This is a genomic window from Pseudomonas sp. HD6515 (genome assembly GCF_024971855.1).
Taxonomy (GTDB): Bacteria; Pseudomonadota; Gammaproteobacteria; order Pseudomonadales; family Pseudomonadaceae; genus Aquipseudomonas; species Aquipseudomonas alloputida.
This window is the reverse complement of sequence record NZ_CP079827.1, coordinates 6,205,801-6,229,583: the sequence shown is the minus strand read 5'-3', so window position 1 is coordinate 6,229,583 and position 23,783 is coordinate 6,205,801. Positions and strand designations below refer to the sequence as shown.

At 61.3% G+C, this 23,783-nt stretch carries 23 protein-coding genes; 11 read left to right on the top strand and 12 right to left on the bottom strand.

The features are described 5' to 3' along the window. Window positions 1–207: 207 nt before the first annotated feature. Window positions 208–1,650 carry a glucose-6-phosphate dehydrogenase gene (gene zwf, locus KW568_RS28580; RefSeq protein ID WP_003253271.1) on the bottom strand — a complete coding sequence of 481 codons (1,443 nt, stop codon included), beginning with the start codon at window positions 1,648–1,650 and terminating at the stop codon, window positions 208–210. A 103-nt stretch (window positions 1,651–1,753) separates the two neighbouring features. Between zwf and hexR the strand changes: the two genes are divergently transcribed. Together hexR and KW568_RS28570 are read left to right on the top strand one after the other, a co-directional pair. After that, entirely contained in the window at window positions 1,754–2,620 is an 867-nt protein-coding gene (gene hexR, locus KW568_RS28575) for a transcriptional regulator HexR (protein ID WP_003253273.1), read from the top strand. A gap of 211 nt (window positions 2,621–2,831) precedes the next feature. Continuing rightward, window positions 2,832–3,050 (top strand): PA3496 family putative envelope integrity protein, encoded by a 219-nt coding sequence (locus KW568_RS28570; RefSeq protein WP_003253275.1) that lies wholly within the window; start codon window positions 2,832–2,834, stop codon window positions 3,048–3,050. Here KW568_RS28570 and KW568_RS28565 read toward each other — a convergent pair. Then, window positions 2,992–3,954 (bottom strand): LysR family transcriptional regulator, encoded by a 963-nt coding sequence (locus KW568_RS28565; RefSeq protein ID WP_003253277.1) that lies wholly within the window; start codon window positions 3,952–3,954, stop codon window positions 2,992–2,994. The genes KW568_RS28570 and KW568_RS28565 overlap by 59 nt on opposite strands. A 189-nt stretch (window positions 3,955–4,143) precedes the next feature. On the opposite strand from KW568_RS28565, the gene KW568_RS28560 reads away from it, so the two are divergent. Next, window positions 4,144–5,559 carry an acetyl-CoA carboxylase biotin carboxylase subunit gene (locus KW568_RS28560; RefSeq protein WP_003253279.1) on the top strand — a complete coding sequence of 472 codons (1,416 nt, stop codon included), beginning with the start codon at window positions 4,144–4,146 and terminating at the stop codon, window positions 5,557–5,559. Window positions 5,560–5,570: 11 nt separating this feature from the next. Continuing rightward, window positions 5,571–7,379 (top strand): sodium-extruding oxaloacetate decarboxylase subunit alpha, encoded by a 1,809-nt coding sequence (oadA, locus tag KW568_RS28555; RefSeq protein ID WP_003253282.1) that lies wholly within the window; start codon window positions 5,571–5,573, stop codon window positions 7,377–7,379. 161 nt (window positions 7,380–7,540) lie between these two features. On the opposite strand, the gene KW568_RS28550 is transcribed toward oadA, so the two are convergent. The 3 genes from KW568_RS28550 to KW568_RS28540 are packed head-to-tail and all read right to left on the bottom strand — an operon-like array spanning window position 7,541 to window position 9,307. Then, window positions 7,541–8,212 carry a GNAT family N-acetyltransferase gene (locus KW568_RS28550; protein WP_004575198.1) on the bottom strand — a complete coding sequence of 224 codons (672 nt, stop codon included), beginning with the start codon at window positions 8,210–8,212 and terminating at the stop codon, window positions 7,541–7,543. Window positions 8,213–8,219: 7 nt separating this feature from the next. Then, window positions 8,220–8,666: a GNAT family N-acetyltransferase gene (locus tag KW568_RS28545; RefSeq protein WP_003253286.1), complete on the bottom strand. Its 447-nt coding sequence runs from the start codon at window positions 8,664–8,666 to the stop codon at window positions 8,220–8,222. A gap of 11 nt (window positions 8,667–8,677) precedes the next feature. After that, on the bottom strand, window positions 8,678–9,307 hold the full coding sequence (locus KW568_RS28540) for an FMN-binding negative transcriptional regulator (protein ID WP_003253288.1): 630 nt from the start codon (window positions 9,305–9,307) through the stop codon (window positions 8,678–8,680). An 89-nt stretch (window positions 9,308–9,396) separates the two neighbouring features. Here KW568_RS28540 and KW568_RS28535 point away from each other — a divergent pair, with 89 nt between their 5' ends. Continuing rightward, complete coding sequence (locus KW568_RS28535; protein WP_004575199.1) at window positions 9,397–10,926, top strand: PLP-dependent aminotransferase family protein; 1,530 nt, start codon at window positions 9,397–9,399, stop codon at window positions 10,924–10,926. A 31-nt stretch (window positions 10,927–10,957) separates the two neighbouring features. Here KW568_RS28535 and KW568_RS28530 read toward each other — a convergent pair whose 3' ends face one another. From KW568_RS28530 to aspA, 4 genes are all read right to left on the bottom strand, one after another. Continuing rightward, the gene (locus KW568_RS28530; protein ID WP_003253292.1) at window positions 10,958–12,061 is read right to left on the bottom strand and encodes a polyamine ABC transporter substrate-binding protein; all 1,104 of its coding nucleotides are present in this window, start codon (window positions 12,059–12,061) and stop codon (window positions 10,958–10,960) included. Further along, entirely contained in the window at window positions 12,061–13,104 is a 1,044-nt protein-coding gene (locus KW568_RS28525) for a histone deacetylase family protein (RefSeq protein WP_004575200.1), read from the bottom strand. Before KW568_RS28525 ends, KW568_RS28530 begins: the two co-directional genes overlap by 1 nt. A gap of 296 nt (window positions 13,105–13,400) precedes the next feature. Next, window positions 13,401–14,393 carry an AraC family transcriptional regulator gene (locus tag KW568_RS28520; RefSeq protein WP_003253295.1) on the bottom strand — a complete coding sequence of 331 codons (993 nt, stop codon included), beginning with the start codon at window positions 14,391–14,393 and terminating at the stop codon, window positions 13,401–13,403. A 230-nt stretch (window positions 14,394–14,623) separates the two neighbouring features. Next, window positions 14,624–16,048, bottom strand: a complete 1,425-nt coding sequence (gene aspA / locus KW568_RS28515) for an aspartate ammonia-lyase (protein WP_003253297.1) — start codon at window positions 16,046–16,048, stop codon at window positions 14,624–14,626. Window positions 16,049–16,230: 182 nt separating this feature from the next. Between aspA and KW568_RS28510 the strand changes: the two genes are divergently transcribed. Continuing rightward, entirely contained in the window at window positions 16,231–17,148 is a 918-nt protein-coding gene (locus tag KW568_RS28510) for a LysR substrate-binding domain-containing protein (protein WP_003253299.1), read from the top strand. Here the strand turns inward: KW568_RS28510 and KW568_RS28505 are convergent. Continuing rightward, the gene (locus KW568_RS28505; RefSeq protein ID WP_003253301.1) at window positions 17,140–17,766 is read right to left on the bottom strand and encodes a zinc-dependent metalloprotease family protein; all 627 of its coding nucleotides are present in this window, start codon (window positions 17,764–17,766) and stop codon (window positions 17,140–17,142) included. The two genes, KW568_RS28510 and KW568_RS28505, sit on opposite strands and share 9 nt — an antisense overlap. A gap of 270 nt (window positions 17,767–18,036) precedes the next feature. Between KW568_RS28505 and purE the strand changes: the two genes are divergently transcribed. The 4 genes from purE to KW568_RS28485 all read left to right on the top strand — a co-directional run bounded on the left by purE (window position 18,037) and on the right by KW568_RS28485 (window position 20,557). Continuing rightward, window positions 18,037–18,528, top strand: coding sequence for a 5-(carboxyamino)imidazole ribonucleotide mutase (gene purE, locus KW568_RS28500; RefSeq protein WP_003253304.1), 492 nt, complete (start codon window positions 18,037–18,039; stop codon window positions 18,526–18,528). 10 nt (window positions 18,529–18,538) lie between these two features. Further along, window positions 18,539–19,621, top strand: a complete 1,083-nt coding sequence (locus tag KW568_RS28495; RefSeq protein ID WP_004575201.1) for a 5-(carboxyamino)imidazole ribonucleotide synthase — start codon at window positions 18,539–18,541, stop codon at window positions 19,619–19,621. Between the two features lie 108 nt (window positions 19,622–19,729). Further along, entirely contained in the window at window positions 19,730–19,975 is a 246-nt protein-coding gene (locus KW568_RS28490; RefSeq protein ID WP_003253308.1) for a GlsB/YeaQ/YmgE family stress response membrane protein, read from the top strand. A gap of 48 nt (window positions 19,976–20,023) precedes the next feature. After that, the gene (locus KW568_RS28485) at window positions 20,024–20,557 is read left to right on the top strand and encodes a DUF3299 domain-containing protein (protein ID WP_003253310.1); all 534 of its coding nucleotides are present in this window, start codon (window positions 20,024–20,026) and stop codon (window positions 20,555–20,557) included. A gap of 124 nt (window positions 20,558–20,681) precedes the next feature. Here KW568_RS28485 and KW568_RS28480 read toward each other — a convergent pair whose 3' ends face one another. Beyond that, window positions 20,682–21,578, bottom strand: a complete 897-nt coding sequence (locus tag KW568_RS28480) for a D-hexose-6-phosphate mutarotase (RefSeq protein ID WP_004575202.1) — start codon at window positions 21,576–21,578, stop codon at window positions 20,682–20,684. Between the two features lie 71 nt (window positions 21,579–21,649). Beyond that, window positions 21,650–22,048: an acyl-CoA thioesterase gene (locus tag KW568_RS28475; protein ID WP_003253317.1), complete on the bottom strand. Its 399-nt coding sequence runs from the start codon at window positions 22,046–22,048 to the stop codon at window positions 21,650–21,652. Between the two features lie 361 nt (window positions 22,049–22,409). Here KW568_RS28475 and KW568_RS28470 point away from each other — a divergent pair, with 361 nt between their 5' ends. Next, window positions 22,410–23,699 carry an MFS transporter gene (locus KW568_RS28470; protein ID WP_003253318.1) on the top strand — a complete coding sequence of 430 codons (1,290 nt, stop codon included), beginning with the start codon at window positions 22,410–22,412 and terminating at the stop codon, window positions 23,697–23,699. The last annotated feature ends 84 nt before the right edge of the window (window positions 23,700–23,783 follow it).

The following is a 23,783-nucleotide window of genomic DNA, read 5'->3' as shown; positions in this document are numbered from 1 at the left end:
TTCTAGGGCGATGCCGGGTAAGGGGCAAATATCTACTGTATGAATATTCACCTGGCGGCATCCCGCTCATCGGTCCGGGGCCAGGTCACGGCCTGCGCAAGCTGGCTGAGGCATCGTTAGTCGAAGGCCTTCCCGTTATGGATTTCGCACCTTCGAATTTCATCTGCTGCTGTTTCAGATTAAAGGTCGCGCCATCGCGCAGGTCATTCAGCCATGCCAGTGCCTGCCATGCCTGGCGAGCAGGCTGTTGGCTTGCTCGGGCCCGAAACTGCCAGCCGGGTAGGGGCGGGGCGCCTGGAAGTGCTCTTCACAGCCCTTGATGATTGGATCTACCCAGGCCCAGGCTGCTTCCACTTCATCGCGGCGCATGAACAGCGTCGAATCACCTTCGAGCACATCCAGCAGCAGACGCTCGTAGGCTTCCCAGCGGCGAGTCTGGCTGAACACCTGGGCCAGATTAAGGTCCAGGTCCACGGGTTCCAGGCGCATGCCTTTGCCTGGGCTCTTGGTCATCATGCGAAGGCTGATGCGTTCGTCCGGTTGCAGCTGTATCAGTAACTGGTTGACCTGGCCGCCGCTGAACAGTTCGTGAGGCACTGGCTTGAACTGGATGACGATCTGCGAAGCGCGCCGCGCCATGCGTTTGCCGGTGCGCAGATAGAAAGGCACGCCCGCCCAGCGCCAGTTGTCGATGTGCGCCTCGATGGCAACGAAAGTTTCGGTATCGCTGTCGTTGTCGACGTCCTTTTCAAAGTAGTAGGCCGGCACTTCCTGGCCGCCGATACGCCCGGCACCATACTGGCCACGTACCGTCTTGTCCTGCACATCCTGGCCGGTGATTGGCTTGAGGGCGCGCAGGATTTTCACCTTTTCGTCGCGTACCGCTTCTGCCTCGAATTGCGCGGGTGGCTCCATGGCCACCAGGCAAAGCAGTTGCAGCAGGTGGTTCTGCAGCATGTCGCGAATAGCCCCGGCGCGATCGTAGTAGGCACCGCGGTTTTCTACGCCCAGTGTCTCGCAAACGCTGATCTGTACATGGTCGACCTGGTTGTTGCGCCATACCGGCTCCAGCAGGGCATTGGCAAAACGCAGGGCCATCAGGTTCTGCACGGTTTCCTTGCCCAGGTAGTGGTCGATGCGGAACACCTGTCTTTCTTCGAACACCGTGCCAATGGCTTCATTGATGGCAGTGGCGGATTCCAGGGAATGGCCGATCGGTTTTTCCAGCACGATGCGCGCTTCGGTGTCGGCCAGCCCGGCAATGCGCAGGTGGTTGGCAATTGGCACGAACAGGTTGGGGGCGGTGGCCAGGTAGAAGATGCGCGTCAGCCCGCCGGGTTCACCCAGGTAGCGTGCCAGGCGGCCAAAATCGGCGCTCTGTGAAGCATCCATCGGGAAGTAGTCGACCCGCGCGGAAAACCGCTGCCACACCTCTTCGTCGAAGTCGCTGCGGGCAATCTGCGCCCGACAATGGCGTTCGGCGAGCTTGAGATAGTCGATGCGTGGCAGGTTGCGTCTGGCCAGTGCGATGACCCGCACGGCAGGGTTCAGACGGGCCTCGCGAAACAGGTGGTAGAGCGCCGGAAGTAATTTGTGCAGGGCCAGATCACCGGTGCCGCCGAAGACCAGAATGTCGCAAGGAATAGTCAAACCACCACTCTCCACGTTCGTTTAACTGGGCGGGTTGGCGTCCATGTAGTATAACTACAAGAAAGCTACAACCCGGCACGCCGATCATAACCGAGTCCAGCCTGTGAATCTGTTGCAACATATCGCCCAATCGCGCCACCTGCTGCGCAAATCGGAACTGAAAGTGGCCGACCACGTGCTGCTCGACCCGGCTGCCGTCATGCACAGCTCCATGGCCGATTTGGCGCACAGCGTGGGTATCAGTGAGCCGACCATCGTGCGTTTCTGCCGGGCCATTGGCTGCTCGGGCTTCCAGGACCTGAAGCTGAAGCTGGCGCAAAGCCTGGCTGCCGGGGCCAGCTTCGGTCAGTTCGCCATCCACGAAGACGATTCGGTCGCCGACTACAGTCTGAAGATCTTCGACACCACCCTGCACACCCTGATGGAAGTGCGCGAGCACCTTGATCCGCAGGCACTGCAACAAGCCGTGAGCGCCATGGCCCAGGCGCAACGGGTAGAGTTTTATGGCTTTGGCGCGTCCGGTGCCGTTGCGGCCGATGCCCAGCACAAGTTCTTCCGCCTGCTGCTCAGCGCGGCAGCGTATTCCGACCCCCACATGCAAGCGATGTCGGCGGTTACCCTGAAACCGGGTGATGTGGCGGTGTGTATTTCCCAATCGGGCCGTTCCAAGGACCTGCTGATCACTGCCAACCTGGTCCGTGAGAGCGGCGCCAACCTGATTACCCTGTGCCCCAGCCAGACGCCGCTGGCCGAGCTATCGACGGTCAACCTGGCGATCGACGTGCATGAAGACACCGAGATCTACACCCCACTGACCTCGCGTATTGCCCACCTGGTGGTGATCGACGTGCTGGCCATGGGCGTTGCCATGGCGCGCGGGCCTAGCCTGGTCAACCACCTGAAGAGCGTGAAACGCAGCCTGCGCAGCTTGCGTCTGTCGCCCAAGTCGATCAAGGCTACCGACGACTGAATTCAACCTGCACTGGCCTCTTCGCGGGCTTGCCCGCTCCCACAGGTACTGTGCTCCTCTATAAATCGGTGCAATTCCTGTGGGAGCGGGTAAGCCTGCGAAGAGGCCGGTACAGGCAGTGAAAATTCACGATTCTGTCACCATTCCACCGCCAAACGGTAAACCATCAAGGCCAGTCTGAAACTCCCGCATACTATCTGGGAGACAGGCAATGGCTCGTGACTTCGACGGTACGTACCAACCCAACGCCAAGGCTCGCAAGCAGCAGGAAAAAGATCAGCGTCGCATGGAATACCGCCGCGCGATCGAGAGCTATTGCGACCAACGTCAACTGCTCCGCGACCTGGCGGACTACCCCGAGCTGCAAGCACTCACGGTATGGCAGTCGTCGGCGGCAGTTTCCCCGAAAAACGTTCAACAAGCGCGCTGATCAATGCACGTTCACCGCGGATGAATGCAAGAAACGCCAAGGCCACCGGCGACTGCCGCTTGGCCTTGGCCTGCACCACGCACCAGCTACGGTACAGCGGTAGCTCCTCGACCGGTAATTCCTTCAGCATCCCGGTAGCCAGCTCCAGGTTGACTGCGTGACGGGTCAACAGGGCGATCCCCAGCCCGGCGATCACGCATTCGCGCTGGGCGTCGGCCGAGGCTACTTCAAGCGTTTGGGCGAAATGCACACGCTTATCCTTGAAGTACTCTTCGCAAGCCTTGCGTGTTCCCGAACCTTGCTCGCGGACCAGCAGCGTATGAGGCTCCAGGTCCTGCATGCGCAACTGGTCCAGCTTGCACAGCGGGTGCTGTGGCGGCGCAACCGCAACGATCGGGTTGTTGAGGAACGGCAGAAACTCCAGGCCCATGTCTTGCGGCACCATCGACATGATGATCAGGTCGTCGCGGTTATCGGAAAGACGGCGGATGGCTTGGGCACGATTGACTACCGTCAGGGTCAGGTTGACTTCCGGGTGACGCTGCTTGAAGGCGGCGAACAGGTGTGGCACGAAGTACTTGGCACTGGACTCGATCGCCAGTTTCAACTGACCCTGCAGTGAGCCCTGCATGTCCGACAGCTGCATGTCCAGGCTCTCCAGGCGCCCGAAGATATCGTGGCTGGCGCGCTGCAGGGCCTCGGCCGCCTCGGTCAGGTAGAGCTTCTTGCCCACGTACTCGAACAATGGCTGACCGATCAGCTCTTCAAGCTGACGGATCTGTAGACTAACGGCGGGTTGCGTCAGCGCCATCTCCTCCGCAGCACGGCTGTACGACCGCAAATCGCACACCTCATTGAAGATCTGGAGTTGACGCAATGTCATACGCATCAAGGACTTACGCATTTTAATCAGCTCTTCGGCAACACCTTGTTACCCAACTATAAGCTTTTGCTAATACAGCCTCTAACAAATATTGATTTTTGTTTATCGACCTACAGCGCTAGGGTGAATACGCGACTGGCCAGCATCGTCTGGTCACGCGCCGACCGGTAGAACCGGCTCGACTGTTCCTACGGCTTTGGGAAGACTCCAGTGATAAAAAAAATCCTGATCGCCAACCGAGGTGAAATCGCAGTTCGGATCGTGCGTGCTTGCGCCGAGATGGGCATTCGCTCGGTAGCGATCTTTTCCGACGCCGACCGGCATGCCTTGCACGTCAAGCGCGCTGACGAAGCACACAGCATCGGTGCCGAGCCGCTGGCCGGTTACCTGAACCCGCGCAAGCTGGTGAACCTGGCTGTGGAAACCGGCTGTGATGCCCTGCACCCGGGCTATGGTTTCCTTTCGGAAAACGCTGAACTGGCAGAAATTTGCGCCGAGCGCGGGATCAAGTTCATTGGCCCGGCCGCCGACGTGATTCGCCGTATGGGCGACAAGACCGAAGCGCGCCGCACCATGATCGCCGCCGGTGTGCCGGTAACCCCGGGCACCGAAGGCAACGTTGCCGATATTCATGAAGCCCTGAGCGAAGGTGATCGCATCGGTTATCCGGTGATGCTCAAGGCTACCTCCGGTGGTGGCGGCCGTGGTATTCGCCGTTGCAATAGCCGCGAAGAACTGGAACAGAACTTCCCGCGGGTCATTTCCGAGGCGACCAAGGCATTCGGTTCGGCCGAAGTGTTCCTGGAGAAATGCATCGTCAACCCGAAGCACATCGAGGCGCAAATTCTCGGTGACAGCTTCGGTAACGTAGTGCACCTGTTCGAGCGCGACTGCTCTATCCAGCGCCGTAACCAGAAGCTCATCGAAATTGCCCCGAGCCCACAGCTCACTCCTGAGCAACGCGCCTACATCGGCGACCTGGCGGTGCGTGCGGCCAAAGCGGTGAATTACGAGAACGCCGGTACCGTGGAGTTCCTGCTCGCCGATGGCGAGGTGTACTTCATGGAAATGAACACCCGGGTGCAGGTGGAACACACCATTACCGAGGAAATCACCGGTATCGACATCGTTCGTGAGCAGATCCGCATCGCCTCGGGGCTGCCACTGTCGGTCAAGCAGGAAGACATTCAGCACCGCGGCTACGCCCTGCAGTTCCGTATCAATGCTGAAGACCCGAAAAACAACTTCCTGCCCAGCTTCGGCAAGATCACCCGTTACTACGCCCCCGGCGGCCCGGGCGTGCGCACCGACACGGCGATCTACACCGGCTATACCATTCCACCGTTCTACGACTCCATGTGCCTGAAACTGGTGGTGTGGGCGTTGACCTGGGAAGAAGCCATGGACCGCGGCCTGCGGGCCCTGGACGACATGCGCGTGCAAGGTGTGAAGACCACCGCCGCGTACTACCAGGAAATCCTGCGCAATCCGGAATTCCGTAGCGGCCAGTTCAATACCAGCTTTGTCGAAAGCCACCCTGAATTGACCAACTACTCGATCAAGCGCAAACCCGAAGAGCTGGCCCTGGCCATCGCCGCCGCCATCGCCGCCCACGCAGGCCTGTGAGGAACCCTATAATGTCCAAGAAAATTCACGTAACCGACACGATCCTGCGCGACGCTCACCAGTCCCTGCTGGCTACCCGCATGCGTACCGAAGACATGCTGCCGATCTGCGACAAGCTCGACAAGGTTGGCTACTGGTCGCTGGAAGTCTGGGGTGGTGCCACCTTCGACGCCTGCGTGCGCTTCCTCAAGGAAGACCCGTGGGAGCGCCTGCGCAAGCTGCGCGCAGCGCTGCCAAACACCCGCCTGCAAATGCTGCTGCGCGGCCAGAACCTGTTGGGCTACCGCCACTACAGCGACGACGTGGTCAAGGCCTTCGTCGCCAAGGCGGCGGTCAACGGCATCGATGTGTTCCGCATTTTCGACGCCATGAACGACGTGCGTAACCTGCGCGTGGCCATCGAAGCGGTCAAGGCCGCCGGCAAGCACGCCCAGGGCACTATCGCTTACACCACCAGCCCGGTACACACCATCGAAGCCTTCGTGAACCAGGCCAAGCAGATGGAAGCTATGGGTTGCGACTCGGTGGCGATCAAGGACATGGCTGGCCTGTTGACCCCGTTCGCCACTGGCGAGCTGGTCAAGGCGCTGAAGGCTGAACAGTCGCTGCCGGTGTTCATCCACTCTCACGATACCGCCGGCCTGGCAGCCATGTGCCAGCTCAAGGCTGTGGAAAATGGCGCGGACCACATCGACACCGCCATCTCCAGCTTCGCCTGGGGCACCAGCCATCCGGGTACCGAGTCGATGGTTGCTGCGCTCAAGGGCAGCGAGTTCGACACCGGCCTGGACCTGGAGCTTCTGCAGGAGATCGGCTTGTACTTCTACGCCGTGCGCAAGAAGTACCACCAGTTCGAAAGCGAGTTCACCGCGGTGGACACCCGGGTGCAGGTGAACCAGGTACCGGGCGGCATGATTTCCAACCTGGCCAACCAGCTCAAGGAGCAGGGCGCCCTCAACCGCATGAACGAAGTGCTGGCCGAAATCCCGCGTGTGCGTGAAGACCTCGGCTTCCCGCCGCTGGTCACCCCGACCTCGCAGATCGTCGGCACCCAGGCCTTCTTCAACGTGCTGGCGGGTGAGCGCTACAAGACCATCACCAATGAGGTGAAGCTGTACCTGCAAGGTGGCTATGGCAAGGCTCCGGGTGTGGTCAACGAGCAACTGCGTCGCCAGGCTATCGGCAGCGAAGAAGTGATCGATGTGCGCCCGGCTGACCTGCTGAAGCCGGAAATGGCCAAGTTGCGTAGCGACATCGGTGCCCTGGCCCGTTGCGAAGAAGACGTGCTGACCTTTGCCATGTTCCCGGACATTGGCCGCAAGTTCCTCGAAGAACGCGAAGCTGGCACCTTGACGCCTGAAGTTCTGCTGCCGATTCCGGAAGCCGGTGCCGTGGCTGCCCCAGGCGGTGAAGGGGTGCCGACCGAGTTCGTCATCGACGTACACGGCGAAACCTACCGCGTCGACATCACCGGTGTGGGCGTGAAGGCCGAAGGCAAGCGTCACTTCTATCTGTCGATCGACGGCATGCCGGAGGAAGTGGTCTTCGAGCCACTCAACGAGTTCGTCAGCGGTGGCGGCAGCAAGCGCAAGCAGGCTACTGACCCTGGCCACGTAAGCACCACCATGCCGGGGAACATCGTTGATGTGCTGGTCAAGGAAGGTGACATGGTCAAGGCCGGCCAGGCGGTCTTGATCACCGAAGCCATGAAGATGGAAACCGAAGTGCAGGCGGCCATCGCCGGTAAGGTCGTGGCCATCCATGTGGCCAAGGGTGATCGCGTGACGCCAGGTGAGATCCTGATCGAGATCGAGGGCTGATTTAAGCCCTCATCTACAACTGGTTAACCTCTGGGGGGCGGATGCTCCCCTTTTTTTGTGCCGGAATCACTAGCCTCTGCGCGGGTAGACCCGAACCTCACAACGCGCATCCCTGTAGGGGCGGTTCACCCGCGAAGAGGCCAGCTGATTCAGCACACCGCTCAACCTCTGCGGCACACCTCAAGGCTTTCCACCTGGCCACCCGGCTGCTGGTTCTCTTCACTCAACCACCGCTCAAACCCGGCAGCCACCGCCGGCCATTCATCATCGGTAATCGAATACCACGCCGTATCGCGGTTATGGTCTTTCACCACCAAGTGCTTGCGGAACACCCCTTCGTAGACGAAGCCGAATCGCTCTGCCGCACGTTTGGAACGGGCATTGGCGTTATTGCATTTCCACTCCAGCCGTCGATTACCCAGCGCGAAGCCCAGCTTGCCCAGCAGGTACACCGCCTCGGTACCCTTGGGCGTACGCTGCATGGCGGCGCCGAAGGCAATGTGGCCGATCTCGATCCGACCATGGTCAGGCACGATCGACATCAGGCTGAGGATGCCTTGGGCCTGGCCGCTGGCGCGGTCGATGACGGTGTAGAAAAGCGGGTCGCGGCCAGCAGCGTTGCCTTCCAGCCAGCGGTCAAAGGCGGCACGTTCGGCGAACGGGCCGTACGGCAGGTAGTCCCACAGCACCGGATCGGAAGCCGGACCCTGCAGCACTTCCCAGAGGTCTTCGCCATGGCGCCCTGGATCGAGCTTCTCCAGGCGGATGAAGCGGCCTTCAATGGGCTCGGCCTTGGGGGTTGCGGCGGGTTTCCAGTTCAATGCGTCTGTCATGTTCGGCCTACAAGCCTTTGCGGAATTGGATGAAGCCCGAGCGCTCGGCAACCTGCTGGTACAGGCTGATGGCGGTGGCGTTGGTTTCGTGGGTCAGCCAGTGCACCTTGATGCAGTTGTCGGCTTTGGCAGTGGTGTAGACGTGCTCGATCAACTGTCGACCAATGCCCAGGCCACGTTGCGTGCTGTCCACATACAGGTCCTGCAGGTAGCAGGAATTCTCGATGCTCCAGTTGGAACGATGGTAGATGAAGTTGACCATCCCCACCGCCTTGCCGTCGACCCAGGCCAGTGCCGAATGGGTTGGCTCGCTGGGGTCGAGCAGGCGTTGCCAGGTGCTCAGGCTGACGGCATCGGCCAGCTCGGTCTCGTAGAAGTGCAAGTAGGCCTGCCACAGGGCGTGCCAGGCCGCGTGATCTTGGGCAGTGACAGGGCGCAGGGTAAGGTTGGGCATGGGCTATTCCTTCAGAGTTGGCGCATGTGCGCCGCGAGTTGATTGTCCCGTTGATCGGGGCTGGCGCTCAGGCCCTCGCGCACGCCATCGATGTCGTGCCCGGAGCGGTTCTGGCTGAGCTTGCGCGCACCTTGCAGGCGCGCGATGGGCAGACGGATACCAACGATGGCGCGGAGCATGCCCTCGATGTAGTCGGCAGGGGCATCGGTGACTTTCCAGGGTTCGCTGCGACCCTGTTCATGGCGGTCGGTCAGGCGGCTTACGATAGCCAGTAGCGGCTCGGCCTCATGGATAACTTCGGCCGGGCCATAAGCGTGCACCGCCAGGTAGTTCCAGGTCGGCACCACCTTTGGGTTTTCGGCCTTGCTTGGGTAAAAACCGGGGCTGACATAGGCATCGGCGCCGGGGAATACCAACAGTGCTTCGCCGCCGTGTTGAAGGTCTTGCCATTGGCGGTTGGCCCGGGCCAGGTGGGCATACACAGTGCCGAAATCGCCCTCGGCGGTATCGACCAGCACCGGTAGGTGCGTGGCCAGAAGGCCCTGTTCGCCCTGGCTGACCAGAACGGCCAGGCGGGTGTCTAGCATGTGCTGGTGTAAGCGGGTGAGGTCGTGTTCCTGGTGCGGCTTACTGTTGTACATGGCGGGATCCTTGTCGAATGGTTCCATCCTAGGCAGGCTATTGGTTCTGGGTAAGATCCATTAATGCCTGTTTTCATAGGTCCAATATCATGCGCGAGTCGCCCCTCATCTTGCCTTTCGACCCTGCCGGGATCGCCCTGGATCGCAGCCGCGGGCTTAGCCAGCAGCTGTATCAGGTGTTGCGAGCGCGGGTACTGGATGGGCGCCTGAGCAGTGGTACTCGCCTGCCGGCTACGCGCGACCTGGCTGCCATGTTGGCGCTTTCACGCAACAGCGTGGTGCGCGCCTACGATCAACTGTATGCCGAGGGCTTCATCGAAAGCCGGGTCGGTGATGGCACCTACGTTAGCCGGCTGCCGAAACTGTCCACACAAGTATCCACAGGGTTATCCCTGGGCTTATCAACAGGTTTATCCACATTTCGTGAAGAAAATACTGAGGATTTATCCAGCGGGAGGCTTTTAGGCGCACCTCTGCAGCGCCTGAAAAATAACCATTTGCCATCGCCCAGAAGCGGTGCGCCGCGTGCTTTTCGCGTTGGCATTCCGGCGTTCGACCTGTTCCCGTTTGACGTCTGGGCCAAGCTACAGGCGGGTTTCTGGCGCAACCCGTCCCCTGCGCAACTGGGCTATGGTGACCCCGCTGGCGAGCCGGCTTTGCGCGATCTGATAGCGGCCTATCTACGCCGCTCGCGGGGGCTGAGCTGTACGGCTGAACAAATTGTGATCACAAGCGGTGCGCAGCAGGCCATCAGCCTTTGTGCACAGTTGCTGCTGCAACCGGGCGACAGTGTGGCTGTGGAAAACCCAGGCTATCGGGCGGCCGCTCATGCCTTCACGCTCGCGGGCGGCCGGGTGTGTGGCGTGCCTGTGGATGAAGACGGGCTGAACTGCAGCCGGCTGGAACAATTGACGGATTGCCGACTGACCTATGTCACGCCTGCGCACCAATACCCGACCGGGGTGACCATGAGCCTTGCACGTCGCCTGGCATTGCTGGCCTGGGCTGAACGCAGTGACGGCTGGATCATCGAGGACGACTACGACGGCGAGTATCGCTACAGCGGTGCACCGCTGGCCCCGCTGGCAGCGCTCGACCGGCACGGGCGGGTGCTGTATGTCGGTACCTTCGGCAAGATCGCCTTCCCGGCGTTACGCCTGGGCTACCTGGTGCTTCCGTCGAAGCTGGTGCAGGCTTTCAGCCAAGGCAAAGCGTTGGCGGTGCGGCATTCGGAGGTCAGCAGCCAGTGCGTGATGGCCGAGTTCATGGCCCGTGGCCATTTTCAGCGGCATATCCGCCGTATGCGCAAGGCGGCATTGAAGCGGCGCGATGTACTCAAGGCCGGTTGGCCTGTGGATATTCCGGGGTTGGGCGCAATGCCGGAAGTGGCGGCTGGGCTGCATGTGAAGGTCGATGTGGATAACTTTGCTCGGGAGCAGGAGTTGGTGGCCAAGGCTGAGGCGGTGGGGGTGGAAGTGACACCACTGAGCAATTTCTGGTTGGCGGACTGCGAGGTGCCTGTGGATAAGCGGGCAGGGCTGGTGCTGGGCTTTGCGGCAGTGCCGGAGGGCGAGATTGCCGAGGCCTTGATGAAACTACGCAAAGTCTGGAAAAAATGAGTGGGGCTGCAAAGCAGCCCCCGGTTCAACATCAGGTACCGGACTTTATCCGCGTCCAGGCGCGGGTTCTGGCCCGTTCGGCATCTCGCGTCAAAGGCTTGAGGGTATACAGCTTGGCCATCGCCTCTGCCGTCGGATACAGGTTGGGGTTGTTGCGAATCGTCGGATTCACCTTGTCGGTCGCATCCTTGTTCGGGTTCGGATACCCCACGAAGTCGCTGATCGGCGCAATCACCTCTGGCCGCAGCAGGTAATTGATGAACGTATGCGCATCCTCCGGGTTCGCAGCGCCCTTTGGAATCGCCAGCATGTCGAACCAGATCGGCGCGCCTTCCTTGGGCAGGCGCATGTCCACCACCACGCCGTTGTTCGCCTCACGGGCGCGGTTGGCTGCCTGCGAGAAGCTGCCGCTGTAGCCCACTGCCACACAGATGTCGCCATTGGCGATGTCTGCCATGTACTTCGAGGAGTGGAAGTAGGTGATATGCGGACGAATCTTCAGCATCAGCTCCTCGGCCTTCTTGTAGTCAGCCGGTTTGTCGCTGTTCGGCGGCAAGCCCAGGTACTGCAGGGCCAGCGGTAGAATCTCCGACGGCGAGTCGAGCAGGGCCACGCCGCATTGTTTGAGCTTGGCGATGTTCTCTTCCTTGAAGATCAGGTCCCAGCTGTCCACCGGCGCGTTGTCGCCGAGTGCAGCCTTGACCTTGGCCGGGTTGAAGCCGATCAGCACGGTGCCGTACATATACGGCACGGCAAACTTGTTGCCCGGGTCGTTAGCCTCGATCAGCTTCATCAGTGCCGGGTCCAGGTGTTGCCAGTTCGGCAGCTTGCTGCGATCCAGCGGCTGGAACACCCCGGCTTCGATCTGCTTGGCGAGGAACACGTTGGACGGTACTACCACGTCATAGCCGGAGTTGCCGGTTAGCAGCTTGGCTTCCAGCGCCTCATTGGTGTCGAAGATGTCGTACACCAGCTTCACGCCGCTGTCCTTCTGGAAGGCAGTCAAGGTCTGCGGGGTGATGTAATCGAACCAGTTATATACACGCAGGGTTCGCTGCTCGGCTTGCGCATGCAGGGCGCCCGCGAACAGGGTGGCAGCGATGAACGGGGCGAGCAGACGTTTGAGTCGGACCATTATCGGGCTCCTGGCTGGGCGCGCTGGAAGCCTTCCAGCACATTGACCGCGTTGATGCCGATTTCCTCCACAGCGTAGCCGCCTTCCATCACGAACAGGGTCGGCTTGCCGAGTTGGCCGATGCGCTTGCCCATTTCCAGGTAGTCCGGGCTGTCCAGCTTGAACTGCGAGATGGGGTCGTCCTTGAAGGTGTCCACACCCAGTGAGATGACCAGCACGTCGGCGTCATAGCTGGCGATGCGCTTGCAGGCATCCTCCAGGGCTGCGCTCCAGGCGGCCCAGTCGCTACCGGCCGGCAAGGGGTAGTTGATGTTGTAGCCCTGGCCTGCGCCTTCGCCTGTTTCATCGGCATAGCCGAGGAAGAACGGGAATTCGTCCTGCGGGTCGCCGTGGATCGAGGCGAAGAACACGTCATCGCGGCTGTAGAAGATGTCCTGGGTACCGTTGCCGTGGTGGTAGTCGACGTCAAGAATGGCGACCTTGCGTCGGCCTTGGTCGAGGAAGGCCTGGGCAGCGATGGCGGCGTTATTCAGATAGCAGTAGCCGCCCATCACTTCGCCGGCAGCGTGGTGCCCTGGCGGACGGCACAGGGCGAACGCCGCATGGGCGCCTTGCTGAATCGCTGCCTGGGCGGTCAGGGCAACTTGTGCAGCACTATAGGCCGCCTGCCAGGTACCCGCGGTGATGGGGGCGCCGGCATCGAAGCTGTAGTAACCCAGTTCGCCATGCAGGCCGGTCGGCTTGACCTGGCGCAGTGTGCGGGCTGGCCAGGTGAAGGGCAGCAGGTCACCCTCTTGGCCCAGTGCAGCCCAGCGCGCCCAGGCGCCTTCGAAGAAATCCAGGTAATCGGCGCTGTGGACGCGCAACAGCGGCGCACGGCCGAAGTCAGTCGGGCCCTGGATGTCGCCGAGGTTGCGTTTTTTCACTTGGTCGAGCACATGGTCGGCGCGCGAAGGCATTTCGAAACAGGGCATCAGCTTGCCATCGATCAGCTCGCAGCGGCCGTGGTGCAGGCGGTGGTCATCGGAATAGATCGTCAGCATTGTTGTTCTCCGGTGGGACTGGCGTGGGTCCATTGTCATGGGCTGATCAGCAGGGGAGAACGACGCAAACGGCCAAAAGGGGATCGATATGGCCAAGGTCTTTGGCCAGATGGGTGGTGACCTATCCCAGCCTCGTCGCGGGTAAGGCAGCGGCGGCAACGGTGAACGGCCTTTGGACATTGGCCGGCAGGCCCGGCCCTTTCGCGGGTGAACCCGCTCCTGCAATGGCCACCAGGGCGTCAGGGGTTGTGACGCCCCTGTAGGAGCGGGTTTACCCGCGAAGAGGCCAGAACAGGTCAACCACGAAAATGGCTGGGCGCCACGCCACTCCAGCGCTGGAAGGCATGCCGAAAACTGGCCGTCTCACTGAACCCCAAAGTCTCCGCAATCCGGTAGATCGGCATCTGTTCATCGGCCAGTAACTGCTTGGCCCGCTCGAACCTCAGCTCGTCCAGCAGCTGTTGATAACTGCTGCCCAGCGCCTGCAAATGCCGGCGCAGGGTGCGCGACGAGCAGTTCATCTGCCGCGCAAGCCCTTCCAGCCCAGGTGCTGCGTCCAGTTGCTGCGCCAGCAGCTGGCGAATCCGCCCCAGCCATGCCTGGCGACCGGTGAATTCAAGGTTCAGGCGCCGGCAGCGCTCGCTCATGGCTTTGTGAGTAATCGGGTCGGCCAGCGGCAGCGGCATATCCAGCCATCGCCGTTCGAAGGCAAAGGCATTGTCCTCGGCGGCGAAACCGATCGGGCATTGAAACGCTTCGGCATAGAGCGCGTGGTAACCAGGGCGAGGGTGTTCGAAGCGTGCGCCAAGCAGCGGCAACGGCCGGCCAAGCAGGTCGTCACAGATGACTTTCAACGACACCAGGCAGAACTCGGCGTTGAAAGCGCTCAGCGCCGGGCTGTCCTGGTAATCGCTGGCGCTGAACCAGACACGTTGGCCGTCGTCGAGCAAGCGCAGCTTGAAGACTGTTCCCAGCAGTGCCGGATACTGCAGCGCCAGGCGTAAGGCGTCACCCAAAGTGGCACTGGAGAGCAGCGCGTAACCGAGCATGCCGTAGCACGACACACGCATGCGCTGGCCCAGTTCCAGGCCAATGTCCTCGCGCCGGGCCACAGCATTGGCGCAAACCTGCAGCTCCTGCTGGGTGGTGATGCGCGCATCGGCATGCCCCAGGTCTGCCGGGCCAATGCCGCTGCCGGCCAGCAACGCCGACGCCTCGCAACCGTCTGCCTGGAAGACGTTGAGGATCAGCGAAACTGCGTTGAGGGTGGTCAGGTGGCTGTGCAGCATGCTGGGTAATCCCGTTGGGCTGGGACGCATTATGGAGCAAGTTGTGTGCCGATATCCGGGGCTGCAGGCAAACCACATACCCTGCCGGCGCGGCCGGGTGTCGCGAAGGCCTGCATAGCGGCCTCCAAAACCTTCAGGCAAAAAAAAGGCCCGAAGCAAGCGCTCGGGCCTTGGAAAGGTTGAGAGGTGTCTAGTCCCTCGACCTGGTGAGACTGTTTACAGCGGCCTGATTACGCCTTCAGCGGAACCAGACGTGGAGCGATCATGTTTTCCGGACGCAGGATGTCGTCGAGCATCGCGTCGTCCAGCAGCTTCTCTTCGCGCACCAGTTCCAGTACGCCGCGGCCGCTTTCCAGGGCAACGCGGGCGATACGGGTGGCGTTCTCGTAGCCGATGTACGGGTTCAGTGCGGTAACCAGGCCGATCGAGTGCTCGACCAGTTCACGGCAGCGCTGTTCGTTGGCGGTGATGCCGACGATGCAGTGCTCGCGCAGCATGTCCATGGCGCGTTGCAGCAGGCGGATCGAGTCGAAGATCTTGTAGGCGATCAGCGGCTCCATCACGTTCAGCTGCAGCTGACCACCTTCGGCGGCGACGGTCAGGGCCAGGTCGTTGCCCATGATGGCGAAGGCCACCTGGTTCACAGCTTCTGGAATAACCGGGTTGACCTTGCCTGGCATGATCGAGCTGCCTGGCTGACGCGCTGGCAGGTTGATCTCGTTGATGCCGGTACGCGGGCCGCTGGACAGCAGGCGCAGGTCGTTGCAGATCTTCGACAGCTTGACCGCGGTGCGCTTGAGCATGCCGGAGAACAGCACGAAGGCGCCCATGTCGGAGGTGGCTTCGATCAGGTCGGCAGCGGGTACCAGCGGATGGCCGCTGATGGTGGCCAGGCGCTGTACGGCCAAGGCCTGGTAGCCAGGGTCGGCGTTGATGCCAGTACCGATGGCGGTACCGCCCAGGTTGATTTCGGTCAGCAGTTCCGGAGCCAGCGAGCGCAGGCGCTGCAGGTCTTCAGTCATGGTGGTGGCGAAGGCGCGGAATTCCTGGCCCAGGGTCATCGGGACGGCGTCCTGCAGCTGGGTACGGCCCATCTTCAGTACGTGGTCGAATTCTTTACCCTTGGCAGCGAAGGCCTGGATCAGGCTATCAAGGCTGGCCAGCAGCGCGTCGTGACCCAGCAACAGGCCCAGGCGGATTGCGGTCGGGTAGGCGTCGTTGGTCGACTGCGCCATGTTCACGTCGTTGTTAGGGTGCAGGTACTTGTACTCACCCTTCTGGTGGCCCATGGCCTCCAGCGCAACGTTGGCAATGACTTCGTTGGCGTTCATGTTGGTAGAAGTACCAGCGCCGCCCTGGATCATGTCAACCACGAACTGGTCGTGGAAATCGCCTTTGATCAGGCGGGCGCAGGCTGCGGAAATGGCAGCGTGCTTGGCATCGCTCAGGTGACCCAGCTCACGGTTGGCGTCGGCAGCGGCCTGCTTGACCATGGCCAGGGCCACGACCAGCTTCGGGTAGTGCGACAGCGGAACACCGGAGAGGTGGAAGTTGTTGGCAGCGCGCAGGGTCTGGATGCCGTAGTAGGCATCTGCAGGAACTTCAAGGGTACCCAACAAGTCTTTTTCGACGCGGAACGATGCAGCAGAGGACATGATGTATATCATCTCGATTTTGACCCGGCACATGCCGGAATGGCGCCAATCCTAGGCCTGAAGGTGTTTTTGCGGCCAATGCTATTGCACGCTAACCTATGCACAAACGGCATAGTGTTTCATGTGACGCCAATTGATATTCGAGCGTGTTCCATTTTGGTGCGCGCCGGGAGATGTGCTTCGTGAACCTTGAAAGCAAATGGCTGGAAGACTTCAGTGCTCTGGCCGCTACCCGCAGTTTTTCCCAGGCCGCAGAGCGGCGTTTCGTGACCCAACCGGCCTTCAGCCGGCGCATTCGCAGCCTTGAGGCGGCGTTGGGCCTGCAACTGGTGAACCGCTCTCGCACACCCATCGAGCTGACCGAGGCGGGTCAGCTATTTCTCGTCACAGCGCGTACTGTTGTCGACCAGTTGAGCGAAATTCTCCGCCATTTGCATCACTTGGAAGGCGGGCAGGGCGAAGTGGTGCAGGTAGCTGCGGCACACTCCTTGGCGTCGGGTTTCTTCCCCCGTTGGGTGGCCCAGCTGCGCAACGACGGTTTGAACATCGCCACCCGCCTGGTTGCGACTAACGTCGGAGATGCTGTGCATGCACTGCGCGAAGGCGGCTGCGACCTGATGCTGGCGTTCTATGACCCGGACGCGGCCTTGCAGATGGATGCCGAGATCTTCCCGTCGCTGCACATGGGCACCACTGAAATGCTGCCGGTGTGCGCCGTGGATGCCGATGGCAAGCCGTTGTTCGACCTGGAGGGCGAGGGCAGTGTGCCGTTGCTAGCCTACACCGCCGGCGCATTCCTCGGCCGCTCGGTCAACTTGCTGTTGCGCCAGCGCAACCTGCGTTATACCACCGTCTACGAAACCGCCATGGCCGACAGCCTCAAGAGCATGGCCCTGGAGGGGATGGGCATCGCTTGGGTGCCGCGCCTGTCGATGCGTGGCGAGCTCGAACGCGGTGAACTGGCGATCTGCGGCGGTAGCCAATGGCATGTGCCGCTGGAAATCCGCCTGTACCGCTGTGCTTTGGTGCGTAAGGCTAACGTCCGCTTGCTATGGCGCAAGCTGGAGTCGTCTGGCGCACAAGGTGAAGCGTCAATTTGAGTTGTATGTCAGGTAATCAGTGATATTTGCACGATTCCTGTCGCTGTAGCGGTAGCAGTTGGATCGTGCCGGTACACGGGGGTGCGTGTACGTTTCGCACACCCAGCCATTGAACTTCAGTTCGGCGTCTTCATGCGTGGCGCCTAGCAGATGGCCAATTTCATGAGCGGCAGCACCGTATGCGGCCACAGAGGCAATGGCCGTTTTCTGCTTGAAATAGGCCAAGCCGGCGTTGTAGTTCAGGCCGCTATGATCGTAGCTGTTGCGAGTGAGCAGGAGATGTTTGTCCATGAGAGAGTAGAGCCGGTGTCGCTGTTGTGCATACACCTGCTGGCTGAAAGCTTCCAGGAGCTTTTCGGACGGCATTCCTGCATAAGCAATATCGGTTATGTGTTTTACATTGCGTTGAAATATCACTTCGATGGGATGTTGGCTGAAACGGCGCATTTCGTTCAGCCAATGCTGGAAGAAGTCTTCGTTCAATTGCCCGTCGTGCATATCGGCCAGGTCGTCGTGCACATAGACGGTGACGGTGAGCGAGTGGGCCGCTGAAGCACTTGGCAATTGCAAGCTGAGTACCAGGCCAAACGAAAGTGCGAAAAAGCATGGAGTTTTCATGTAGACGTACCAAAGTGCGCGAGTTAAGGGCTGCGAGCGTGCAGCACTCGTCGACCCCGAGGCAGCAGGAAAAAGTTGTCCCACGAGACAGCTTGCCCTTTGATCCGGCATGTGCTTGTAGGGGTGGGCGGCCAGCCTTTAAATACGTTACAATCCCGCGCCTTCGGCCGACCTGGTCGATTCAGAATCCGTATGACAAGCCACGCCGGCCCACCTGCGTGGCTTGTTGCTTTTAGCGCGCCAGAAGGCGCTTGCAGGAGAGGCTCGACGATGAGTGCACTGGTTGGCGTGATCATGGGCTCCAAGTCCGATTGGTCCACCCTTAGCCACACCGCCGATATGCTGGAAAAACTCGGCATTCCCTACGAAGTGAAGGTGGTTTCCGCCCACCGCACCCCGGATCTGCTGTTCCAGTATGCCGAGGAGGCTGAGGGCCGTGGCATCGAGGTGATCATCGCCGGTGCCGGTGGCGCAGCCCACCTGCCAGGCATGTGCGCCGCCAAGACCCACCTGCCGGTGCTGGGCGTGCCGGTGCAGTCGTCGATGCTGTCGGGCGTCGATTCGCTGCTGTCGATCGTGCAGATGCCAGCCGGTGTGCCGGTTGCCACCCTGGCCATCGGCCGTGCCGGTGCGGTCAACGCTGCCCTGTTGTCGGCCAGCATTCTGGGCGCCAAGTACCCGCAGTACCACGCGGCGTTGAAGCAGTTCCGCACGGAACAGACCGACACCGTGCTGGACAACCCAGACCCGCGCCAGGCTTGAGGCTCAACCCATGAAGATCGGTGTAATCGGTGGCGGCCAGCTGGGCCGCATGCTGGCCTTGGCGGGTACCCCGCTGGGCATGAACTTCGCCTTCCTCGACCCGGCACCGGACGCCTGCGCTGCGCCCTTGGGCGAACACCTGCGTGCCGACTACGGCGATCAGGACCACCTGCGTCAGCTGGCCGACGAAGTCGACCTGGTCACCTTCGAGTTCGAAAGCGTCCCGGCCGAGACCGTGGCCTTCCTCTCGCAGTTCGTGCCCGTGTACCCCAGCGCCGAATCGCTGCGCATCGCCCGTGACCGCCTGTTCGAAAAGAGCATGTTCCGCGACCTGGGCATCCCCACCCCGGCCTTCGCCGACATCCTCTCGCAGGCAGATCTGGACGCCGCAGTGGCCAGCATCGGCCTGCCGGCCGTGCTGAAAACCCGCACGCTGGGTTACGACGGCAAGGGCCAGAAGGTGCTGCGCACGCCAGAAGACGTGGTGGGTACCTTCGCCGAGCTGGGCAGCGTGCCATGCCTGCTGGAGGGCTTCGTGCCGTTCACCGGCGAGGTGTCGCTGGTGGCCGTGCGTGGCCGCGATGGTGAAACCCGCTTCTACCCGCTGGTGCACAATACCCACGAGAGCGGCATTCTGCGCTTGTCGGTAGCCAGCCAGGCACACCCGCTGCAGGCTCTGGCCGAAGATTACGTCGGCCGCGTGTTGCAGAAGCTGGATTACGTTGGCGTGATGGCCTTCGAGTTCTTCGAGGTTGACGGTGGCTTGAAGGCCAACGAAATCGCCCCGCGCGTGCACAACTCCGGGCACTGGACCATCGAAGGCGCCGAGTGCAGCCAGTTCGAGAACCATCTGCGTGCCATTGCCGGCCTGCCACTTGGCTCGACCGCCAAGGTGGGCGAGAGCGCGATGCTCAACTTCATCGGTGAAGTGCCGGCCGTGGACAAGGTTGTCGCCATCGGCGACTGTCACCTGCACCACTACGGCAAGGCCTTCAAGGTTGGCCGCAAGGTAGGACACGCCACCCTGCGCTGCCCTGACATGGCCACCCTCGAGCGCAAGATTGCCGAAGTAGAGGCGCTGATCAGCAACTGATCGGGCTTCGAATCGAACTTCCGCAAGCGGCATGCCCTCTGAATATGGCAACAAGCCGAAGCCCGTCTAGGCTTTGGCTTGTTCCAACTTCACTGCAGAGGGATTGCCATGGGTATCATTGGAACCATCTTCATCGGCCTCATCGTCGGCCTGCTGGCCCGCTTCATCAAACCGGGCGATGACAGCATGGGCTGGATCATGACCATCCTGCTGGGTATTGCCGGCTCCTTGTTGGCTACCTATGGCGGCCAGGCACTGGGTATATACCAGGCTGGGCAAGCGGCAGGCTTCCTTGGCGCGCTGGTCGGTGCCGTGGTGCTGCTGGTGATCTACGGATTCATCAAGAAACGCTGATTACTGGTTAGAATGCTCGGCAATTCTTTCGAGTTGCCGAGCATTTCCATGCGTGCCTTTTTCCTTGTCCCCTTGCTGTTGGCCAGTACCCTGGCCCATGCCGAACTGCCCGAAACCGACTGGCTGGAGCTGATGCCCAGGTCGGACCAGAAGGCACTCGAACAAATGCCTGAAATCGACCACAACTCACCGGAAGCCATGGGCACCTTTACCGCCAAGGGAGGCCTCAAGCAGAGCAAGGGCCTGCCTGCGGTGATGTACTCGACCAAGACCGTTGCAGCCATGAATGGCAAGGATATCCGCCTAGGTGGCTACCCTGTGCCGCTGGAGAGTGACGCCAAGGGCAACAGCACGTTGTTCTTCCTGGTGCCGTACCCGGGGGCGTGCATCCATGTGCCGCCACCGCCGCCCAACCAGTTGGTACTGGTGCGCTACCCGAAAGGCCTGAAGATCGATGACATCTACACCCCGCTGTGGGTCAGCGGCAAGCTGAAGGTGGAGAAGGTCAGCAATGACCTGGCCGATGCGGCCTATGCGCTGGATGCGGGGAAGGTGAGGGTGGTGGAGGATGCTGATCTCTGAACGGCTGTGCTGGCCTCTTCGCGGGTAAACCCGCTCCTACCCGGCGTCCACAGGCCTCGCATGCCGCGGGGTATCTGTAGGAGCGGGTTTACCCGCGAAGAGGCCGGCACAGGCGCCGTAAAACTCAGATCATTTCGCTGACAATCCTGACCGCTAGCGAACTGCTGTGCCCGGGCTTCAATTCCACCAGGTCATCCCACACATTCGCCGTCTCGATGCACAGCATTCGCTGCCATCCATCGTCAGCCATGTCCGCCAGCTCCTTCGCCCGCTCGGTCCACGGGTTCCAGATCACCGCCGAGCGCGAGCCGCTGCTGGCCAAGGTAATCCGCCGATTCCAATGCGGGTCGACGATGCTGAGGGTCTGCGGGGTGTTCAGGTAGATCCGGTCCGTCTCCCCGGCAAACATCAGTGCCCCTTGCTGCTGGCGCTGTTCCCAGTTCGCCAGGGTCTCGATATAACCCAGCCCGTCGACACCCTCGACCCGCGCCTGGCGCACATCGCTGACCGCGAAGTAGCTATGCAGGGCCTGGCTGATGGTCACGGGGGTATTGCCCATGTTGCGGCTGGTCAGGCTCAGTGTCAGGTCTGCGCCCATCTCCACCACCAGTTTCAGCTCGACATCATGGGGCCAACCGGGCAGGTCGCCCCGCGCTTCAGGCAGTTCGAACTCGATCCGCAGGGCCTCGCCCACTTCCTCGATACCCAGCAATTGCCAGTCACGCGTGCGCGCAAGCCCGTGGGCAGGCGCCGGTGTTCCCTGGTACATGGCCTGGACGGCCTCAGGGTTGCGCTGCAGGTTGCCAAACCATGGCCAGCACACCGGTACCCCGGCGCGTACCGACTTGCCCTGGCGGAAGATGGCCTGGTCGCTCAGCCACAGCAGCGGCGGTTCGCCCACCTGCTGGTAGCTGAGGACCTGTGCGCCCTGCTGGGCGATCAGGAGTTCGGCACGGTCACTGCTGATACGCCAGCAGTTGAGTTCGCCATGTTGCTCGGTTACGACCTGAAAGGTAGCCATTGCGTTCTTCTCATTGATTGCCAGTGGGCCTTGGACCCGGGCAGATGCAATGAGTTTACCGCCAGCGTGGCTCAGCGACGAGGCACCGAGCGGGTACGACCACTGCCGTCGATGGCGACGAAGACGAATACCGCTTCTGTGACCTTGCGCCATTCGCTGGACAGCGGGTCGTCGCTCCACACTTCGACCATCATCTGGATCGAGCTGCGGCCGATTTCCAAGGTCTGGGTATAGAAAGACAGCTGTGCGCCGACCGCGACGGGCACCAGGAAGGCCATGCGGTCGATGGCGACGGTGGCTACGCGGCCGCCGGCGACACGGCTGGCCATGGCCGTGCCTGCCAGGTCCATCTGGGCAACCAGCCAACCGCCGAAAATATCGCCGAAACCGTTGGTTTCTCGCGGCAATGCGGTGATTTGCAAGGCCAGGTCGCCTTGCGGGATTGGATCTTCTTGTTCGAGCTCAATCATGCGATGGGGCCTCTGACCCGTGACGCTTTTCGTTGGTGTGGCGCAAAGGCCGGGTAAACGATTCAGCTTGAAACATACTACGCCGATTTCGTTTCACTGGGCGGCCGTAGGGAAACTCTGCGAAACCGCCTGACAATAGTGACCGGCGTTTTCGCACAACATCCCACGTTAGGAGCAACATAATCCTACGAAATGCCAGTATATAGGGCATAACGGCCAGCGACGACCGCGCATTCACGAATATCTGTGTGGATTTTGTATCGCTTTCGGCGTAGCTCGGCAATTTGCTATCTTCGCTTGTCTCCAATCCAGAAGCCGCGCGCCAAGCGGCCTGCATGCCCTATAAAGAGAACAACGAGCGATGACTTCCGTGCCCAGCAGTATCGAGCAGCCCTCGCGGCCGCTGACCCGCAGCGACTACAAGACCCTCTCACTGTCCGCCCTGGGCGGCGCGCTGGAGTTCTACGATTTCATCATCTTCGTGTTCTTCGCGACGGTGGTGGGCAAGTTGTTCTTCCCGGCCGACATGCCCGAGTGGCTGCGGCTGATGCAAACGTTCGGCATCTTCGCCGCCGGCTACCTGGCGCGGCCGCTGGGCGGCATCATCATGGCCCACTTCGGCGACTTGCTCGGGCGCAAGAAGATGTTCACCCTGAGCATCTTCATGATGGCCCTGCCGACCCTGATCATGGGCCTGCTGCCGACGTATGCGCAGATCGGTATGTGGGCACCGATCCTGCTGTTGCTGATGCGTGTGATCCAGGGCGCGGCAATCGGCGGCGAAGTACCGGGCGCATGGGTGTTCGTCTCTGAACACGTGCCGGCTCGCAACACCGGCTATGCCTGCGGCACCCTGACCGCCGGCCTGACTGCCGGCATTCTGCTGGGCTCGCTGGTAGCGACCTTGATCAACAGCGTGTACAGCGCGGAAGAAGTGGCTGACTACGCCTGGCGTATCCCGTTCCTGCTTGGCGGTGTGTTCGGCCTGTTCTCGGTGTACCTGCGCCGTTGGCTGCACGAAACCCCGGTGTTCGCCGAAATGCAGCAACGCAAGGCACTGGCCGAGGAGTTGCCTCTGCGCGCCGTGCTGCGTGACCACCGTGGTCCGATCATCCTGTCCATGCTGCTGACCTGGATGCTTTCAGCCGGCATCGTGGTGGTCATCCTGATGACCCCGGCGCTGCTGCAGAGCTTCTACCACATCAGCCCGACCGACTCGCTCAAAGCCAACAGCCTGGCCATTGTGTTGCTCAGCTTTGGTTGTATAGGTGCCGGCAGCCTGGCCGACCGCTTTGGTGCAGGCCGCGTGTTCGTGATCGGCAGCCTGCTGCTGCTGGCCAGCTCCTGGACCTTCTACCACAGCCTGCCGACCCGCCCCGAGTTGCTGTTCCCGCTGTATGCCGTGACCGGCCTGTGCGTGGGTGTGATTGGCGCAGTGCCTTATGTAATGGTCAAGGCGTTCCCGGCGGTGGTGCGTTTCAGCGGATTGTCGTTCTCGTACAACGTGGCCTACGCCATCTTTGGTGGGCTGACACCGATGGTGGTGACCGCACTGCTGAAGGTGAGCCCGATGGCGCCTGCCTACTACGTGGCAGGCCTGTGCGCCGTCGGTCTGGCCGTGGGCCTGTACCTGCTCGCCAACAAGCGCTGATCTGCGCTACGGCTACTGGCCTCTTCGCGGCTAAAGCCGCTCCTACAGGGTTTTGCACAGGCCTCAAGGCCGACACCGAACCTG

Coding starts and splice junctions, on each gene's coding strand:
- KW568_RS28520 (WP_003253295.1), bottom strand. CDS start 14,393: ATGCTGCACAGCCACCTGACCACCCTCAACGCAGTTTCGCTGATCCTC.
- KW568_RS28480 (WP_004575202.1), bottom strand. CDS start 21,578: ATGGCTACCTTTCAGGTCGTAACCGAGCAACATGGCGAACTCAACTGC.
- aspA (WP_003253297.1), bottom strand. CDS start 16,048: ATGTCCTCTGCTGCATCGTTCCGCGTCGAAAAAGACTTGTTGGGTACC.
- KW568_RS28470 (WP_003253318.1), top strand. CDS start 22,410: ATGACTTCCGTGCCCAGCAGTATCGAGCAGCCCTCGCGGCCGCTGACC.
- KW568_RS28485 (WP_003253310.1), top strand. CDS start 20,024: ATGCGTGCCTTTTTCCTTGTCCCCTTGCTGTTGGCCAGTACCCTGGCC.
- KW568_RS28540 (WP_003253288.1), bottom strand. CDS start 9,307: ATGTACAACAGTAAGCCGCACCAGGAACACGACCTCACCCGCTTACAC.
- KW568_RS28535 (WP_004575199.1), top strand. CDS start 9,397: ATGCGCGAGTCGCCCCTCATCTTGCCTTTCGACCCTGCCGGGATCGCC.
- KW568_RS28565 (WP_003253277.1), bottom strand. CDS start 3,954: ATGCGTAAGTCCTTGATGCGTATGACATTGCGTCAACTCCAGATCTTC.
- KW568_RS28550 (WP_004575198.1), bottom strand. CDS start 8,212: ATGACAGACGCATTGAACTGGAAACCCGCCGCAACCCCCAAGGCCGAG.
- KW568_RS28530 (WP_003253292.1), bottom strand. CDS start 12,061: ATGGTCCGACTCAAACGTCTGCTCGCCCCGTTCATCGCTGCCACCCTG.
- KW568_RS28545 (WP_003253286.1), bottom strand. CDS start 8,666: ATGCCCAACCTTACCCTGCGCCCTGTCACTGCCCAAGATCACGCGGCC.
- KW568_RS28525 (WP_004575200.1), bottom strand. CDS start 13,104: ATGCTGACGATCTATTCCGATGACCACCGCCTGCACCACGGCCGCTGC.
- oadA (WP_003253282.1), top strand. CDS start 5,571: ATGTCCAAGAAAATTCACGTAACCGACACGATCCTGCGCGACGCTCAC.
- KW568_RS28495 (WP_004575201.1), top strand. CDS start 18,539: ATGAAGATCGGTGTAATCGGTGGCGGCCAGCTGGGCCGCATGCTGGCC.
- KW568_RS28490 (WP_003253308.1), top strand. CDS start 19,730: ATGGGTATCATTGGAACCATCTTCATCGGCCTCATCGTCGGCCTGCTG.
- KW568_RS28570 (WP_003253275.1), top strand. CDS start 2,832: ATGGCTCGTGACTTCGACGGTACGTACCAACCCAACGCCAAGGCTCGC.
- purE (WP_003253304.1), top strand. CDS start 18,037: ATGAGTGCACTGGTTGGCGTGATCATGGGCTCCAAGTCCGATTGGTCC.
- KW568_RS28475 (WP_003253317.1), bottom strand. CDS start 22,048: ATGATTGAGCTCGAACAAGAAGATCCAATCCCGCAAGGCGACCTGGCC.
- KW568_RS28505 (WP_003253301.1), bottom strand. CDS start 17,766: ATGAAAACTCCATGCTTTTTCGCACTTTCGTTTGGCCTGGTACTCAGC.